This is a genomic window from Nonomuraea sp. NPDC049637, from assembly GCF_040675235.1.
Classification (GTDB): Bacteria; Actinomycetota; Actinomycetes; order Streptosporangiales; family Streptosporangiaceae; genus Nonomuraea.
Map to the genome: position 1 here is coordinate 12,269 of NZ_JBFAOM010000058.1, position 17,439 is coordinate 29,707.

Annotated in this window: 11 protein-coding genes; 5 read left to right on the top strand and 6 right to left on the bottom strand. The window is 73.7% G+C overall.

Annotated features, from left to right (window positions below; genetic code table 11):
* The first annotated feature begins 117 nt into the window (after nt 1–117).
* Both AB0J71_RS44000 and AB0J71_RS44005 read left to right on the top strand, forming a co-directional pair.
* Nucleotides 118–3,354 carry an ATP-dependent DNA helicase gene (locus AB0J71_RS44000; RefSeq protein WP_352319296.1) on the top strand — a complete coding sequence of 1,079 codons (3,237 nt, stop codon included), beginning with the start codon at nt 118–120 and terminating at the stop codon, nt 3,352–3,354.
* The gene (locus AB0J71_RS44005; protein ID WP_364420154.1) at nt 3,348–6,608 is read left to right on the top strand and encodes an ATP-dependent DNA helicase; all 3,261 of its coding nucleotides are present in this window, start codon (nt 3,348–3,350) and stop codon (nt 6,606–6,608) included. Before AB0J71_RS44000 ends, AB0J71_RS44005 begins: the two co-directional genes overlap by 7 nt.
* Here AB0J71_RS44005 and AB0J71_RS44010 read toward each other — a convergent pair.
* Genes AB0J71_RS44010 through AB0J71_RS44025 form a run of 4 tightly spaced genes read right to left on the bottom strand, consistent with a single transcriptional unit; the run spans nt 6,597 to nt 11,868 of the window.
* A complete protein-coding gene (locus tag AB0J71_RS44010) occupies nt 6,597–7,709 on the bottom strand; it encodes a type III PLP-dependent enzyme (protein ID WP_364420156.1) in 1,113 nt (370 codons plus the stop codon). The genes AB0J71_RS44005 and AB0J71_RS44010 overlap by 12 nt on opposite strands.
* Nucleotides 7,706–9,274 carry an IucA/IucC family protein gene (locus AB0J71_RS44015; RefSeq protein ID WP_364420158.1) on the bottom strand — a complete coding sequence of 523 codons (1,569 nt, stop codon included), beginning with the start codon at nt 9,272–9,274 and terminating at the stop codon, nt 7,706–7,708. Before AB0J71_RS44015 ends, AB0J71_RS44010 begins: the two co-directional genes overlap by 4 nt.
* The gene (locus AB0J71_RS44020) at nt 9,275–10,738 is read right to left on the bottom strand and encodes an IucA/IucC family protein (RefSeq protein WP_364420160.1); all 1,464 of its coding nucleotides are present in this window, start codon (nt 10,736–10,738) and stop codon (nt 9,275–9,277) included.
* Nucleotides 10,735–11,868, bottom strand: coding sequence for a siderophore biosynthesis protein (locus tag AB0J71_RS44025; RefSeq protein ID WP_352319304.1), 1,134 nt, complete (start codon nt 11,866–11,868; stop codon nt 10,735–10,737). The genes AB0J71_RS44020 and AB0J71_RS44025 overlap by 4 nt, the downstream gene beginning before the upstream one ends.
* Nucleotides 11,869–12,014: 146 nt before the next feature.
* Between AB0J71_RS44025 and nudC the strand changes: the two genes are divergently transcribed.
* Nucleotides 12,015–12,989 (top strand): NAD(+) diphosphatase, encoded by a 975-nt coding sequence (gene nudC / locus AB0J71_RS44030; RefSeq protein ID WP_352319306.1) that lies wholly within the window; start codon nt 12,015–12,017, stop codon nt 12,987–12,989.
* On the opposite strand, the gene AB0J71_RS44035 is transcribed toward nudC, so the two are convergent.
* The gene (locus tag AB0J71_RS44035) at nt 12,990–13,235 is read right to left on the bottom strand and encodes a mycoredoxin (protein ID WP_352319307.1); all 246 of its coding nucleotides are present in this window, start codon (nt 13,233–13,235) and stop codon (nt 12,990–12,992) included. It abuts the gene before it with no gap.
* A gap of 84 nt (nt 13,236–13,319) precedes the next feature.
* Nucleotides 13,320–14,216 carry an alpha/beta hydrolase gene (locus AB0J71_RS44040; RefSeq protein WP_352319309.1) on the bottom strand — a complete coding sequence of 299 codons (897 nt, stop codon included), beginning with the start codon at nt 14,214–14,216 and terminating at the stop codon, nt 13,320–13,322.
* 154 nt (nt 14,217–14,370) lie between these two features.
* On the opposite strand from AB0J71_RS44040, the gene AB0J71_RS44045 reads away from it, so the two are divergent.
* Both AB0J71_RS44045 and AB0J71_RS44050 read left to right on the top strand, forming a co-directional pair.
* Complete coding sequence (locus AB0J71_RS44045) at nt 14,371–16,404, top strand: ATP-dependent DNA helicase UvrD2 (protein ID WP_364420173.1); 2,034 nt, start codon at nt 14,371–14,373, stop codon at nt 16,402–16,404.
* Between the two features lie 156 nt (nt 16,405–16,560).
* On the top strand, nt 16,561–17,430 hold the full coding sequence (locus AB0J71_RS44050) for an acyl-CoA thioesterase II (RefSeq protein WP_189652464.1): 870 nt from the start codon (nt 16,561–16,563) through the stop codon (nt 17,428–17,430).
* The last annotated feature ends 9 nt before the right edge of the window (nt 17,431–17,439 follow it).

Genomic DNA, 17,439 nt, shown 5'->3' on the forward strand with positions numbered 1-17,439 from the left:
CGGGAGAGCGGGCAAGTCGGCACGATCTGTCCGTGTGGTCTGGTGGAATCTAGTGCTGTGAGTGGTCAGACCTGGCGGTTGGTGCGGCGTGGCAGCGGAGGCCCTGTCGAGCCTCCTGTGCTGGATGAACACCAGCGTGCCGTGGTCGAGCACCGGAGCGGCCCGCTCCTCGTCCTCGCGGGGCCCGGCACGGGCAAGACGACGACGATCGTCGAGAGCGTGGTCGAGCGTATCGAACGGCGCGGGGCCGACCCCGAACGGGTGCTCATCCTCACCTTCAGCCGCAAGGCCGCCGAGGAGCTGCGCCAGCGCGTCACCGGCCGGCTGCGGCGCACCACCCGCTCGCCCCTGGCGCTGACCTTCCACTCCTACGCCTACGCGCTCCTGCGCCGCGAGTCCGTGCTGGAGGGCAAGGCGCCGCCGCGCCTGCTGACCGGCCCCGAGCAGCTTCTGGAGATCCGCCGGCTGCTCCACGGCGAGCTGGAGAACGGCGCGCTCGACTGGCCGCCGTCGCTGCGCGAGGCGCTCAAGACCCGCGGCTTCGCCGAGGAGGTGCGCGACTTCCTGTCCAGGGCCGCCGAGCGCGGCCTCGACGGCGAGCGGCTGGTCGCGCTCGGCCGGCTGCACGGCAGGAGCGACTGGATCGCCACCGGCCGGTTCTACGAGCGCTACCAGGACCGGTTCGACCTCGACCCCGAGGAGACCTACGACTACGCCGAGCTGATCGGGGCCGCCTCGGCGCTGCTGACCAGGCCCGAGGTGCGCGAGCGCGAGCGGGCCGCCCACGACGTGGTGTTCGTCGACGAGTACCAGGACACCGACCCGGCCCAGGAGTACCTGCTCGACCAGCTCGCCGGCGACGGGCGCGACCTCGTCGCGGTGGGCGACCCCGACCAGTCGATCTACGGGTTCCGGGGCGCCGACGTCCAGGGGATCATGAAGTTCCCCGAGCGGTTCAGGACGCTCGACGGGCGCGAGGCGCCGGTGGTGGCGCTGCGCGTGTGCCGCAGGAGCGGGGCCGACCTGCTGGAGGCCTCGCGCCGGGTCGCCGCCCGCCTGCCGATCGCCCCGGCCCCCGACCACGACCAGCGGCACGGCCACCGCGACCTGGTCCCGGCGGCCGGCGCCGAGCCCGGTGACGTGCGCGTCCTGCTGGCCGACAGCACCAGCCAGGAGGCCGCGATCGTCGCCGACACGCTGCGGCGGGCGCACCTGATCGAGGGGGTGCCCTGGCACCGCATGGCGGTGCTGGTGCGCTCGGCCAAGCGCCAGGTGCCGCTGCTGCGGCGGGCGCTGGTCAACGCCGGGGTGCCGACGATGATCGCCGGTGACGAGGTGCCGATCGCCCAGGAGCCGGGCGTGCGGCCGCTGCTCACGATGTTGCGGGTGGCGCTCGATCCGGCGCAGCTCGACGAGGGGGTGGCCGAGGAGCTGCTGACCGGCCCGCTCGGCGGCACGGACATGATCGGCGTACGCCGCCTGCGCCGGGCGCTCAAGATAGCCGAGAACGAGGCGCTCGCGGCCGAGGAGAGGCCGGCCACCGAGAAGGAGCCCGCCGCCGAGGAGAAGCCGGCCGCGGAGGAACCCCTTGCGGAGAAGCCGGCCGCCGAGGAGGACCCGGTCGCGGAGGAGGAGCCGGTCGCCGGGAAGGCCGGGGCGCGGTCGTCCGGCGAGCTGCTGGTGGCGGCGATCCAGGACGCCCGCGAGCTCACCCGCGTCGAGCCGCACGTCGCCCTCCCCGCCGAACGCGTCGCCAAGCTGCTCGCCGCCGCCCGCGAGGCCGCCGCGCAGGAGGGCACCGCCGAAGACCTCCTGTGGGCCGTGTGGCACGCCAGCGGCCTGGGCGGGCGCTGGACCGAGCAGAGCCTGTCCGGCGGCTCCCGCGGCGCGCAGGCCGACCGCGACCTCGACGCGGTGGTGGCGCTGTTCGACCACGCCGCCAAGTTCGTCGACCGCATGCCCAAGGCGGGCCCCGAGGTGTTTCTCGACAACCTGGCCGCCCAGGAGATCCCGGGCGACACGCTGGCCGACCGCGCGCCCGACGGCGACGCCGTGCGGGTGCTGACGGCCCACCGCTCCAAGGGCCTCGAATGGGACATCGTGGTCGTGGCAGGCGTCCAGGAGGGGGTCTGGCCCGACCTGCGGCTGCGCGGGTCGTTGCTGGGCGCCGACGACCTGGTGGAGGTGGTCGAGGGCGCCGAGCCGAGCGCCGCGTCGCTGGCCTCCAAGCTGCTGGCCGAGGAGCGGCGGCTGTTCTACGTCGCGGCCACGCGGGCCAGGCGGCGGCTGGTGGTCACGGCGGTCGGCGGCGAGGACACCGACGAGCGGCCCTCCCGGTTCCTGTCGGAGCTGATGCCGGGCGAGGTCGAGTCGGCCACGGTCGACGACCGGGCGCGCTGGCTGACCATGTCGGCGCTGGTGGCCGACCTCCGCAGCGCGGTGACCGACCCCACCAAACCGGCCAAGGTCCGGCAGCGCGCCGCGCGGCAGCTCGCCCGCCTGGCCGCCGCCGGGGTCCAGGGCGCCCACCCCAACGACTGGTACGCCCTCACCCCCATCACCGACGACCGCCCGCTGAGCTGGCCGGACAACATCGTCAACATCTCCCCGTCCGCGGTCGAGAGCTTCACCAAGTGCGGCCTGCGCTGGCTCCTGGAGACGGCGGTCGGAGCCGCGGGCACCAGCACCGCCCAGGGCCTCGGCAACGTCATCCACGCGCTGGCCATGCTGGCCGCCACCGACCTGCCCGGCGAGGACGCCCTGGGCGACCGGCTCGACCAGGTCTGGAACGAGCTCGACTTCGGCGGCGTCTGGTACAACCGCAAGCAGCGCCAGGTCGCCGAGCAGATGATCGGCAAGTTCCTGCGCTGGCAGAAGGACAACCCGCGCGAGCTGGTCGCCATCGAGGAGTCGTTCGTCGCCACGGTCTCCGAGGGCGTGCAGATCAAGGGCCGGGTCGACCGGGTCGAGCGCGACGACGACGGCCGCGCGGTGATCATCGACCTGAAGACCGGCGGCTCCAAGCCCAGGGCGGGCGAGCTCGACCGCCATCCGCAGCTCGGCGTCTACCAGCTCGCCGCGCTGCTCGGCGCGTTCGCCCGGCACGGCATGACCGAGCCCGGCGGCGCCGCGCTGGTCCAGCTCGGCAAGGCGGCCGGCAAGAACGCCGCCACCGAGCAGCGGCAGGGCGCGCTGGCCGACGACAAGAACCCCGGCTGGGCCGCCGACCTGGTCGACACCGTCGCCACGGGCATGTCGGGCCCGTTCTTCCAGGCCAAGGTGAACGACGGCTGCCGCACGTGCGCGGCGCGGGCGAGCTGCCCGGTCAACGACAACGGGGGCCAGGTGTGCTGAACCCGGTCGAACTGGCCGACAAGCTCGGCATCCTGCCGCCGACGAGCGAGCAGGCCGCGGTCATCGAGGCGCCGCTCGAACCGATGGTCGTCATGGCGGGGGCGGGCTCGGGCAAGAGCGAGACGATGGCCGGGCGGGTGGTCTGGCTGGTGGCCAACGGCCTGGTCAAACCGGAGAACGTGCTGGGGCTGACGTTCACCCGCAAGGCCGCGGCCGAGCTGGCCGTCCGGGTCAGGGAACGCCTGGCCGGGCTCGCCGAGGCGGGCCTGGTCGCGCCCGGCGCGCTCGACAACGAGCCGACCGTCTCCACCTACCACGCCTACGCCGCCCGCCTGGTCACCGACCACGCCCTGCGCGAGGCGCTCGAACCCACCATGCGCCTGGTCACCCCGGCGGTGTCGTGGCAGCTCGCCTCGCGCGTGGTGGCCCTGTACGACGGGCCGATGGACAAGATCGAGCTGGGCCCGCCCTCGGTCACCGCCGCCCTGCTGGAACTCGCCGGCGAGCTGTCGGAGCACCTGCGCGCGCCCGCCGACGTACGGCGGGTGGGGGAGTGGCTGGAGGCCCGGCTGGCCGCGCTGCCCGGCCGCACGACCGTGGCGCAGCGCAAGCCGGTCGGCGTGCACGCGGCCAGGGAGCAGCTGCTGCCGCTGGTGGAGGCGTACGAACGGCTCAAGCGCCGCCGCGAGGTCATCGACTACGGCGACCAGATGTCGCTGGCCGCCCGGATCGCCGCCAACCACAAGGAAGTGGGCGAGATCGAACGGTCCCGCTACTCCGTGGTCCTGCTCGACGAATACCAGGACACCAGCCACGCCCAGCTCGTCCTGCTGCGCTCGCTCTACGGCGGCGGCCATCCGGTCACCGCCGTCGGCGACCCCTGCCAGTCCATCTACGGCTGGCGCGGCGCCTCGGCGGGCAACCTGCGCCGCTTCCCCCGCGACTTCCGCACCCGCGCCGGCGAGGAGGCGCCGGTCCGCCAGCTCAGCGTCAGCTTCCGCAACGGCGACCGGGTGCTCGACGTCGCCGCCCGCGTCCAGCTCCCGCTGCGCATGGAGGCCCGCGAGGTGCCCGTGCTGGTGCCGGGGCCCAACCGGGTCGACCGGGGCCGCGTCACCTGCGCCTTCCACGAGACCGCCGAGGACGAGGCGAAGTGGATCGCCGACGGCGTGGCCAGGATCCTCGGCCAGGAGACCGCCCCCGACGGCCTGCCCTGGGGCGAGAAGGAACGCAAGAAGACGCTCGCCGTCCAGCCCCAGGACGTCGCGATCCTGGCCCGCAAACGCTCGCAGTTCCCCGCACTGCGCAAGGCGCTGGAGGACCGCGACATCCCGGTCGAGGTGGTCGGGCTGGGCGGCCTGCTGACCGTGCCCGAGGTCAGCGACATCGTGGCGACCCTGCGCGTGCTCTACGACGCCACCGCCGGCGACGCGCTGGCCAGGCTGCTGGCCGGGCCGCGCTGGCGGGTCGGGCCGGCCGACCTGCGGGTGCTGGGGGAGCACGCCAGGGAGCTGGCCCGCGAGCTGAGCGAGAGCCACCGCGCCGACGACCCGCTCGACCAGGTGGTCGCCGACCTGGCCGAGGAGCGCGGCAGCCTGGTCGACGCGCTCGACGAGCTGCCCGACCGGCCCGAGTGGCTGGAGTCGTTCTCGCCGCTGGCCCGCACCCGGCTGGTCGCGCTCGCCCAGGAGCTGCGCAGCCTGCGCGGCCACACCGCCCAGCCGCTGCCCGACCTGGTCACCGAGATCGAACGCCGGCTCGGCCTGGACATCGAGGTGGCCGCCCGCAGCGGCACGGCCGGCGCGTTCGCCGCGCGGGCCGACCTCGACGCCTTCATCGACGCGGCCGCCAGGTTCGCCGGCGACGCCGAGGACCCGACGCTGGGCGCGTTCCTGGCCTACCTCCAGGCCGCCGAGAGCGAGGAGTTCGGGCTGGAGGCGGGCCGGGTCGGCGAGAGCAACAGCGTCAAGCTGATGACCGTCCACGCCTCCAAGGGGCTGGAGTGGCCGATCGTGGTCGTGCCCGGCCTGTCGCAGCTGCTCAGCTCGAAGGGCACGATCGCCACGGGCAGCGTGTTCCCGGCCACGCCGGTGATGAACAGCCGCTGGACCGACAATCCGCGCAAGCTGCCCTACCCGCTGCGCGGCGACGCCGCCGACCTGCCCCGGCTGGGCGGGCTGAGCAAGGAGGAGCTGGCCGCCTTCGACGAGCAGTGCCGGGAGCGCGACCTGATGGAGGAGCGGCGGCTGGCGTACGTCGCCGTCACCCGGGCCCACTACCACCTCATCGCCTCCGGCTACCGCTGGGGCAGCGCCACCAAGCCGCTGGAGCCGTCGGAGTTCCTGCTGGAGATCCGCGACACGGCCGACCGGGTGTCCTACTGGGCCGGCGACCTCGCCGAGGGCGCGACGAACCCGCTGCTCGCCGAGCCGGCCGAGGCCGTCTGGCCGGTCACCCCCGAGGGCCTGCGCTACGAGTCGGTGCTCGACGGCGCCCGGCTGGTCGAGGACGCCCTGGCCGGCAACCTGGCCGACGAGGACGACGAGCCGCTGCGCCCGTTCGAGGAGGAGCGCCTGCGCGCCTGGGAGCGCGACACCGACCTGCTGCTGCGCGAGCGCGAGCTGAACCGGCGCAGACCGGCGACCGTCGTCGAGCTGCCGGCCAAGCTGACCGTATCGTCGCTGGTCACGCTGGCCACCGACCCGGCCGAGCTGGCCCGCAGGATCCGCCGTCCGGTGCCGCGCAAGCCCGCGCCGCTGGCCCGCCGGGGCACGTCGTTCCACAAGTGGCTGGAGAGCCGGTGGGACCAGCAGCGGCTGATCGACGACTTCGACCTCGACCCGCTGGAGGAGCTGGAGGAGGCCGACGTGCGGCTGGCCGAGCTGCAGGAGCGGTTCGAGGAGAGCGAGTGGGCCGACCGGCGGCCGGTCGACCTGGAGGTGCCGTTCGAGACCATGATCGCCGACCGGCTCGTGCGCGGGCGGATGGACGCCGTCTTCGAGCTGCCCGACGGCGGCTACGAGGTGGTCGACTGGAAGACCGGCGTCCCGCCCAGGGGGAAGGCGGCCCGCACGGCCTCGGTGCAGCTCGCCGCGTACCGGCTGGCCTGGTCCCATCTGGCCGGGGTGCCGCTGGAGAAGGTGAGCGCGGCCTTCCACTACGTCCGGGCCAACAAGACCGTGCGGCCGGTCAACCTGCTCGACGCCGACGGGCTGGTCGCGCTCGTCGAGGCGGTGCCGGCGTCAGAGTCCTAGGTGGTGGAAGGCGGGGCGGGGGTGCATGAGGAAGTCGTGGTGGGAGATGTTCCAGGCGTAGGCGCCGGCCATGCCGAACACCACCCGGTCCCCTGCCCGCACCGAGGTCACCACGTTCCGGGCGAAGACGTCCTTGGGGGTGCACAGCTGGCCCGTGAACGTCACGGGCTCCCCGGCGACCCCTGGCCCGCCGCCGGTGGGCAGGACCGTGAACGGCTGGTCGTGGCCCTTGGCCACCGGCGTGCGCAGGTGGTGCGTCCCGCCCAGGACGATCGCGTACGCCCGGCCGCGCACCCGCTTCACGTCCACGACCTCGGTGACGTAGTGGCCGCAGTAGGCGGTGAGCGACCTGCCCGGCTCGACCCGCAGCCGCCGCCCGCCCCGCAGCGCGGCCAGGCCGGCGCCGTAGGCCGCCCAGTCGAAGCGTTCGCCCGACGTGTACGACACCGCCATGCCCCCGCCCAGGTTGACCTCGCGATGCCCGGTCCTCAGCAGGGCCCCCGCCAGCCGGAGCAGCTGGGCGGCGTCCAGGCCGCTGGCCAGGTGGGCGTGCAGGCCGCGCAGCCGTACGCGGCGGGTGAACAGCGGCAGGCACTCGGCCAGCCCCGCCTCGTCCATGCCGAAGGGGCCGTCCATCGTGAGCGCGGCCCCCTCGACCGGCAGGTCCGGGTTGGCCCGCAGCAGCACGTCCGCCTCCAGCCCGGTCGCGAGCAGGCGGCGCAGCTCGTACGGCGACTCCACGTGCAGGCGGTGGTGCGGCAGGCGCAGCTCGGCGTCGGTCTTGCCGGGCCCGCCGAGCGCCAGCCGCGCGCCCGGGAACAGCGCGGAGACGTGCGCGTGCTCGCCCGCCGACGACACCTCGAACCCGTCCACGTGCCGGGCCAGCACCCGCAGCAGCTCGGCGTCGGGGTTGGCCTTGACCGCGTAGTACAGCTCGACCTCGCCCAGCGCCGCGCGCACCGACGCGGCGTGCTCGTCGAGCGCGGGCAGGTCGTAGAGGTAGGCGGGCAAGGCCGGCAGCCGCGCGGCGGCCTCCAGCACGCGGTTCGCGGGCTCGCGCTCCAGCGCGGGGGCCGGTTCGCGCTTCTGGACGCCGCTCATGCGAGCGGGTTCGCGATCGGGACGTAACCGGCGTCGCGGTCGGCCGCCCTGGCCCACCGCACGCGCAGGTTCGCCTTGGCGGGCAGCGGCGCCCCGGCCAGCAGGTCGCGCAGCGGGAGCGGCTGCCCGAGCTCGGCGGCCTGGCGGGCGAGCAGGTCGCGGGCGGCCCGCCACAACGCGCGCAGCAATTCGTCGTCGGGGCCCGCCAGGGTGGCGGCGATCTCGGTGAGGTGGTTGACGAACAGACAGTAGACGACGCGGGCCCAGCCGCGCGCCGGGTCGTGGGTGAGCGCGGCGGCCACGGCCGGGTGCAGCCCGCCCAGGTCGTGGCGGCCCGCGACGAGCTTGACGCCCTCCAGGTCGCGGAAGATCGCCTGGACGGGCCGGCCGGCGGCGTCCAGGCCGACGAGCACGTTCTGCAGGTGGGGTTCCAGGACGACGCCGTGGCTGACGTACAGGTCCACGACCGGCAGCGCGACCGCCGACACGTACGCCGTCCACCAGGCCAGAGGGTCGGCCGGGGCGGCGTCCAGGGCGAGGGCGGCGGCGAGGACCGGGGTGACGCCGGGGTCGCAGGCCGTCCACGGGCTCGCCCGGACGATCACGCCCAGGCCCTCGCGCTGCCCGAGTGCCGTGCGGTAGCCCGGTTCGGGCAGCCAGCGGACGGCCGGGTGCCGGGCCGCGACCTCGGCGATCAGCGGGGCCAGCCGGGAGGTGAGCTCGACCGCCCCGGCCAGCTCGTACCAGGCGTTCTTGCGCACGCAGTTCGTGATCCGCACGTCCAGGGAGAACTTCAGGCACACCTCGGCGTCCGGCACGTACACGGTCCGCACCGACGAGGTCGGCACCGCGAGCGGCCCCGGCCCGAGATCGACCAGCTCCGAGCCGAGAACGGGACGCAGCAGGGCGAGCTGCCACGGATGGGCGGGCAGCAGCCGGTGTCCGGCGGGCGCCGGGCCGAGCGCGTCCAGGGCCGTCAGGTCGCCCTCCTCGGCCAGTGCGTCGTCGCGTACCGCGAGCAGCCGCAGCGGGAAGGCGGCATGGGCCTCGGGGGCGTAGCGCAGCCAGTCGGCGCCGTCGCGGGCTTTGGGGGTGGGGTGGAACGGGTGCCCGTACACGAGCGCCTGCTCCGAGGCCAGCCAGGGGTCGGCGGGCGGCTCGGCCCGCGCCCTGGCCGCCAGGATCGCCGCGATGGCGTCCCTGCTGGCGGCCACCTGGCCGGCGAACTCGCCGTTGGGCTCGACGTCGAGGTGCGCCGCTCCCCTGCCTGGGGGCGCGGGCTCGTCCGGCCGGTCGGCCAGGTCGGTTTCGGCCAGCCGGACCAGCTCGGCGACCGTCAGCGGCTGCCAGGAGCCGCCCTCCAGGCGTTCCGGTGGCCCGTCGAGGCGCAGCGCGGCCCCGCCGTGCGTACGGGCGCGCAGCAGCGTCCCGGCCACCCGCAGCAGCACGTACGGCGGCGCCGGCCAGACCAGCCCCCTGGGCCCGGCCACCTCGCGCACGCAGCACCGCAGCAGGGCCGCCAGCGTCGCCTCCTCGGCCGGCGCCCCGATGGCCAGGACGTTCATTCACGCTCTCCTCAGGTAGTTGGGCCCGGTGATGCCGTAGAACTTGTTCACGTCCCGCGCCCCGGACCGTTCCTTGGCCACGAGCGTCCCGGCGGTGACCATGGACTTGCCGGTGAGCCTGGCCGCGTCGAGCGTCCTGGCGCGCAGCAGCCGGGCCATGGGGTGGTCGCCGTGCTCGTCGAGCGCCTCGGCCAGCGTGCCGCGCACCAGGGCCGCCGCCCGCGCCGGCGGCAGCACGGCGAACGCCACCGCCGCGGCGGCCAGGTGCAGCGTGATCGTGACGAACACGTCGGCCAGCGCGTGCGGGTCGTCGGTGAGCATGCGCCCGTCGGAGAAGGCCGGCACGTCGATCCCGGCGGCCGCCAGCCGCGACGGCGAGGCCAGCAGGCCGTCGTTGTCCTTGACCAGCAGCCGCAGGTCGCCGTCCCGCAGGACGAGGGCCAGGTTCTGCTGGTGGGCCTCCAGCGCGACGCCGTACCGGACGAACAGCCGCACGTTCCAGCGCAGCAGCAGGCGCAGGTAGCGGGGCAGCACGTCCGGGCCGAGGCCGTCCAGCACCCCGGGCGCCGCCAGCGCCGCGACCGGGACGATCCGGCCCGCCGGCAGCCGCCGGACCATCCACGCCAGGTACTCGTGGCCCGCGTGCGCGTAGGTCTGCTCGTCGGCCAGCAGCACGCCGGGATCGGCGAGCCGGCGCAGCAGCAGCTCGGCCCGCGCGCCGTCCTCCAGGGTGCCCGCCCTGATAGAGCGCCGGTTGCGCACGCCGAGCGTGCTCACCGGCAGCGGCAGCTTGAGGTGCGTACGCGGCCCCACCTCGACGGTCCGCATGGACAGGGTGGGCCGTACGGTGACCGCCTCCTCGTCCAGCACCCGGACCCCGTCGATCTTCCGCACCTCGCCCACGGCCATCGGGTGCACCGGGAACAGCACGCCGTGGCCCGCCGGCCGCGGCACGTCCGCGGGAAGCTCCGTGGCCGCGTGCGGGACGAGCGCCCACCGCAGCGCGAACGAGGGCGCGAACTCCGGCGCGTACGCCAGCAGGTCGCGGTCCGAGGCGCCGATCCTGGCCCGCGAGGTGGGGTGGAGAGGATGGTCGGCGAAGGCCGCCAGCGACTCGTACGACGGCCCGCGCCGCAGCACCTCCTCGGCGTGCGCGTCGTGCAGCTCCAGCGCGGACAGGGCGGTCAGGCACTCGTCGAAGAAGGCCGCCACCCCTTCGGCGTCGGCCGCGTCGGACACCTCCACGAGCGTCTCCAGCACCTGCTCCAGGCCCAGCCGCTCGTCCGGCGCCACCACGAAGTCCTGGAACGGCGACCCGGGGACCATCCGGACCCACCGCCCGTCGGCCAGCAGCAGCCCGGCCCCGGACCTGGTCCGGTCGAGCCGGGCGGCCAGCCCGCCGTAGTCCTCGCGGACCAGCGTGTCCAGCACCCGGGCGGCCAGGTACGCCTCCCGCGACCTCACCCGACCACCCACGGCCGGGCCGCCCGGTACCGCTCGACGGCGGCGTCCACGCGGGCCCGGTCCGGTCCCACGGCCCGGATGACGCCCAGGTAGTCCCGGTTCGTATGGGTCAGCTCTATGACGTCCCCGACGGCCCGCAGCGGCCGGTGCCACAGCCGTACGCCGCCGTCCTCGACGTCCTCTTCCGGCGGCCCGTCCTTGACGACGCCCGGCCGGTCGGCGACCACGCTGACCGCGCAGCCGTGCCGGGACGCCGGCGGCGGCTCGGGCGCCGGCTCCCCGAGATGGGTGCGCAGGATCCACTCGAACAGCGGCACGCCCAGCACGTCGGCCAGCAGGAAGTCGCAGTGGTCGCCGATCGCCCGGTAGTTCACCTCGACGATCCGCGGGCCGTCGGGCGTCAGGACGTACTCGGTGTGGCAGGCGCCGAAGCCCGCCCCGAGGGCCCGCAGCGCGGCCAGCACGTGGGCGTCGGCGGCGGGCGCCCAGTCGAGCCGCTCCTCCACGAAGTGCGGCAGCGGGCCCAGCGTGGTCGCGAAGCCGCCCAGCACCCGCGTCGCGGCGCCGTCCCCGAGGGTCTCCAGGGTCCGCAGCGGCCCTTCGAGGTACTCCTCCACGACCAGCGTCTCGCCCGGACGCCGCCGCCTGGCCGCGGCCACGGCCCGGGGAAGGTCGTCCTCGACCAGCACGACGTCCTCGCTGGCCACCCCCTCGCGGGGTTTCAGCACCACGGGCCGGGGCAGTCGCTCGGGCACCGGATCGGCGGGCGCGAGCCGCAGCGAACGCACCGTCTCGACGCCGGCCGCCGCGAGCCCGCGTCGCATCAGGAACTTGTTCTTGGCGGCCAGACAGGCCCGCCAGTCCTTGCCGGGAAGTCCGAAGTACGACGCCGCGAGGGCGGTCTCCGCCTGGAGGTGGTCGGAGTTGGAGAAGATCGCGTCGGGCCGGCCCAGGTGCTCGATCGCGTCGATCAGGGCGCGCGGGTCGCGTACGTCGCAACGCACCGAGCCGGGATGCCGCTCCGGCCGGTCGGTCAGGACGGTGACCTCGCACCCGAGGGCCCGCGCCGCGGGCAGGAAGCCGTACGTCACCGAGTCCGTCGGCTTGAGCGCGGTCAGGTAGAGCCGCAACGCGAAGGCACCCCCGAAAGGATCAGGTAAGGCTAACCTAACTCGATGATCCTAGCCTGCGGATGATCGTTCCGGGGCCCGCACACCCTAATCGGCGGCTAACTGCGAGGTCATAGGATGACAAGCGACTTGGGGAGGGGCGGCCAGTGGAAAAGACCGCGGAAGAGCAACTCATCGGCCCACTGCTCCTGGCACGGGGGACCATCGACAGATCGTCGGCGCTGCGTGCCGACGACAGATGGCTGGAGAAGGCGTGGGCCGACCCCGGGACCAGGGTGCTGGTGATCGACAACGGCCACACCCTGGTGCGGCGGGCCGGCGACGAGGTGCACGCGGTGCTCTACACCCCCGCGCAGGCGCCGCCGGGCGAGCGTTACCTGCTCGGCGTCGAGGGCGGCACCGCCTACTTCGCGGTGGCCGCGCCGCTGCCCGGCACGCCGGCCGGCGACCTCAACGGCCGGGTGACGATGCCGATGAGTCTGAACGACACGCCTGAGGGCAGTCCGGTGCCGGCGGGTCTGCGCCAGGTGGGCGGCCTGCTCGGCGACCGCGACGCGGGCCTGCTGGTCCACGCGGTGGCGCTGGAGGCCTGGCACGCCACCCACCAGTTCTGCCCCCGTTGCGGCGCCCGTACGGCGGTGCAGGCCGGCGGTCACGTCCGGGTGTGCCCGCAGGACGCGAGCCAGCACTTCCCGCGCGTCGACCCCGCGGTCATCATGCTGATCAGGGACGAGGACGACCGCTGCCTGCTGGCCCGCGGCCCCCAGTGGCCCGAGGGGCGCCTGTCGATCCTGGCGGGCTTCGTGGAGCCGGGCGAGTCCCTGGAGTACGCGGTGGTCCGCGAGGTCGCCGAAGAGGTCGGCGTCCACGTCGTCAACCCGCGTTACCTGGGCAGCCAGCCCTGGCCGTTCCCGCGCAGCCTCATGCTCGGCTTCTTCGCCGACGCCACCACGACCGCGCTGACCCCCGACGCCGACGAGATCGCCGAGGCGCGCTGGTTCACCCGCGACGAGCTCGTGGCCGCGCTCCGGTCGGGCGAGGTGCGCCTGCCTCCCCCGGTGTCGATAGCCCGCCGCCTGATCGAGACGTGGTACGGCGGCGAGCTCGTCGGCGACTGGTGATCAGGCCCCGAGCAGGGCCTTGACCTCCCGGGCGGAGGGGTTGGTCCGGACGATCCGGCCGTGGTCGGTCTCGATCACCACGGTCGGCACGGTCTGGTTGCCGTTGTTGACGCTCATGACGAATTCGGCGGCGGCCGGGTCGCGCTCGATGTCGACCTCCTTGAAGGCGATGCCTTCGCGGGCGAGTTGAGACTTCAGCCGCTTGCAGGGGCCGCACCAGGTAGTGCTGTAGACGGTGAGCGCCATGTCGGGTTGTCCCTCCAAGGTCAGGAAATCAGGCGCTCGGTGCAACAACGCGGAGGCGCCCGCTTAATCCCTGCCCGGGGCTGGCTAGCCGATGCGCTCGGCGATCCAGGCCTGCACCCGCTCGGCCACGCCGGGTTCCCGGTACAGGGGAGCGCTGTGGTTGGTGCCGGGCGCCGTCATGATCGTCATCGGCACGCCCACCTGGCCGAGCATCTGCTTGAGCAGCTGGCTCTGCGTCGGCGGCACGAACTCGTCCTCGGAGTGCACCGTGAGCATCGGGGCGTCCTTGGCGCTGGCGTGCCAGGCCACCTCCATGCTCGCCCACACGCGCGAGCACTTGCCCTTGGGCTCGCAGCCGCCGGCCAGCCGGATCGCGGCCTCGCGCAGCTTGCGCTTGTCGGGGTTCGCGGTCTTCTCGCCGTCGGCGTACGCGCGCAGCGGCGAGATGATCGGCGACAGCCCGACCACGCCCTTCAGCCCGGCGATGCCGTTGCCGTAGGTGCCGACCGAGGCGGCGATGTGCCCGCCCGCCGAGAAGCCGACGACGACGTACTTGCTCGGGTCGAAGGCCCAGCGGTCGGCGTGCTTGCGGGCCAGGGCGATGGCGGCCAGCGCGTCGGTGCGCTGCGCCGGCCAGGCGGCCTCGCCGGAGAGGCGGTAGTTCAGGTTGAAGACCGTGTACCCGAGGTCGGCGTAGCTGCGGGTGATCTCCTTCATGTACTTCTTGTCGCCGCCGGACCACCAGCCGCCGTGGATCAGGAAGACGCCGGGGCGCTTCTGGCCGTCGGGCGTCCACCACACGTCCATGTCCTGGTGACGCTGGGAACCGTAGGAAAGGGTCTCCGTGGCCAGCCCGCCGAGGCCGTCGGGGTCTGTGGGATTGGTCACCACGGGGACGGGCGGCTCGGCCGCGAACGCGACGGCAGGTGTGAGCGCCACGGCAGCGAGCGCCAGCGCGCCCGCGAAAACCGCTGTTCGCACGGCCTTCCTTTCCCCCATGCGGCATGGTCGGTCCCATTGTGGGGGAAGCAACCATTCCTTTGCATCTCGGTGACTATGAACATACGTCGGGGCGCATGTTGCCAGAATAAAGTGCTTCGGCGCCACTTGCGGGGAGGAAGATCGGGTGAACAGCGTGGATGACGTCCTCAGCGGCCTCGACCCGGAACAGCGGGAGGTCGCCGAGGCGGTGCGCGGCCCGGTGTGCGTGCTCGCCGGGGCCGGCACGGGCAAGACCAGGGCGATCACCCATCGCATCGCTCACGCCGTGCGCAGCGGGGTGGTCGACGCGCCCAGCGTGCTCGCGGTGACGTTCACCACCCGGGCGGCGGGGGAGTTGCGGCAGCGGCTGCGGGCGCTGGGGGCGCCGGGCGTCCAGGCCCGTACGTTCCACGCGGCCGCCCTGCGCCAGCTCACCTACTTCTGGCCGCGGGTGATCGGCGGCGAGGCCCCTTCGGTCATCGAGTCGAAGTTGCCGGTGCTGGTCGAAGCCTGCCGCCAGATCAGGAAAAATCCCGACCGGTCCGAGCTGCGGGACATCGCGGCCGAGGTCGAATGGGCCAAGGTCTCCCAGATCGGCCCCGAAGACTACGTGGCCGCCGCCGCCAAGCACCACCGCACGCCGCCCGGCTCGCCGGAGGAGGTGGCCCGGCTCTACGAGTCGTACGAGCGCATCCGCCGCGAACGCCACCTGGTCGACTTCGAGACCATCCTCGAACTGACCGCGGCCGTGATGACCGAGCACCAGGAGGTCGCGGCCCAGATCCGCCAGCAGTACCGCTACTTCGTCGTGGACGAGTTCCAGGACGTCAACCCGCTCCAGAAACTCCTGCTCGACACCTGGCTCGGCGGCCGCGACGACATCTGCGTGGTCGGCGACCCCAACCAGACCATCTATTCGTTCACCGGCGCCAGCCCCCGCTACCTCACCAACTTCGCCGTCGAGCACCCGAAGGCCGCCGTCATCAGGCTGGTCCGCGACTACCGTTCCACCCCGCAGGTCGTGAACCTGGCCAACCTGGTCATCGCCAAGTCCAGGACCCCCAACCGCCTCGAACTCATCGCCCAGCGCCCCGACGGCCCCAAACCGGTCTTCTCCGACTACGACGACGAGCCCGCCGAGGCCGCCGGCGTCGCGCGGGCCATCAGGAAGCTGCTGGACAAGGGGGTGCCCTCGCGCGAGATCGCTGTGCTGTTCCGGATCAACTCCCAGTCGGAGTCCTACGAGGAGGCCCTGTCCAAGGCCGAGATCCCGTACGTGCTGCGCGGCGCCGAGCGGTTCTTCGAGCGTCCCGAGGTGCGGCAGGCGGTCGTGCTGCTGCGCGGCGCCGCGCGGTCGGCCGCGGGCGAGCCGCTGGCCTCTGAAGTGCACCACATCCTGACCGGGGTCGGCCTGACCCCTTCCCCGCCCGGCGGCGGCAAGGCCAGGGAGAAGTGGGAGTCGCTGAAGGCGCTGGCCGACCTGGCCGAGGACATGGCCGCCGAGGGCGCCGACCTGCCCGCGTACGTCGCCGAGCTGGAACGCCGCGCCTCCGAGCAGCACGCGCCGCCGGTGGAGGGTGTCACGCTCGCCTCGTTGCACGCCGCCAAGGGCCTGGAGTGGGACGCGGTCTTCCTGGTCGGCCTCACCGACGGCATGCTGCCGATCATCTACGCCGAGACCCCCGAGCAGATCGAGGAGGAACGGCGGCTGCTCTACGTCGGCGTCACCCGCGCCCGCGAGCACCTGTCGCTGTCCTGGGCGCTGGCCCGCGCGCCCGGCGGGCGCAAGAGCCGCCGTCCCTCCCGCTTCCTCGACGGGCTCACCGGCCGCGCCTCGACGCCGCCCCGCATGACGACCCCGGCGGGCGAACGCCGCACGGTCGCCGCGCCGGTGAGCTGCCGGGTGTGCGCCAAGACGCTGGTGGCCGCCGCCGAGCAGAAGCTCGGCCGCTGCGCGACCTGCCCGGCCGACTACGACGAGGCCCTGCTCGAACGCCTCAAGGTCTGGCGCACGGCCACCGCCAAGGAGGCCAAGATCCCGCCGTACGTGGTCTTCACCGACGTCACCCTCCAGGCCATCGCCGAACGCGCGCCGGCCACCGAGCAGGAGCTGCTGTCGATCGCCGGCATCGGCCGGGTCAAGGTCGACCGCTACGGCGAGGCCGTCCTCGGCCTGTGCCGCGGGTGAGATCCCTCACGTACGGCCGGCCCCCTCGCGCGTGAGTCCCTTCCCCACCGGGCGAAACGGCAGGACGGGCGCATCCCGGCAAGGCAGGGCGGGTTTGGGGGAACAGGCGTGGCACGTCAGACTTGTCCGTGGAATGTTCGTCCGTGAGGGGGTCCTGTGAACGAGGCGCTGAAGGAGCTGCTCGACCTGCTCGACCTTGAGCAGATCGAGCTGGACATCTTCCGGGGCAGAAGCCCGGAGGAGCGCATCCAGCGCGTCTTCGGCGGCCAGGTGGCCGCGCAGGCCCTCGTGGCGGCCGGCCGCACGGTTCCCAAGGACCGGCACGTCCACTCGTTGCACGCCTACTTCATCAGGCCGGGCGACCCGTCCATCCCCATCGTCTACAACGTCGAGCGCCTGCGCGACGGCCGGTCGTTCACCACCCGCCGGATCGTCGCCGTCCAGCACGGCAAGGCGATCTTCACGATGTCGGCCTCGTTCCACATCTTCGAGGAGGGCGTGGAGCACCAGGCGTCGGTGGCGCCGGTCGTGCCCGCCCCCGAGACGCTGCCGACGTTCCAGAACAGGATGTCGGAGGTGCTGGGCGACCACCCCGAGCTGCGGGAGTGGCTCTCGCGCCCGCGCCCCGTGGACGCCCGCTACGTCTCTCCCCTGACGTGGGAGGCGCACCTGAACCCCGAGCTGCGCAGCGCCCAGACCAACGTGTGGTTCCGCTACGACGCCGACCTGCCCGACGACCCGCTGCTGCACGTCGTGCTGGCCGCGTACGCCTCGGACTTCACGCTCGTGGACACGATCCTGCTGGCCCACGGGATGGCCTGGGGAGCCTCGAACGTGATCGGCGCGTCCCTGGACCACGCGATGTGGTTCCACCGCCCGTTCCGCGCCGACGACTGGCTTCTGTACGCCCAGGAGGCCCCCTGGTCAGCGGGCGCTCGGGGGCTCGCGCGCGGCGAGATGTTCACCGCGTCGGGCGAGCTCGTGGTCTCCGTCGTCCAGGAGGCGATGATCCGCGTGGCGAAGTAGTCGGTTCGC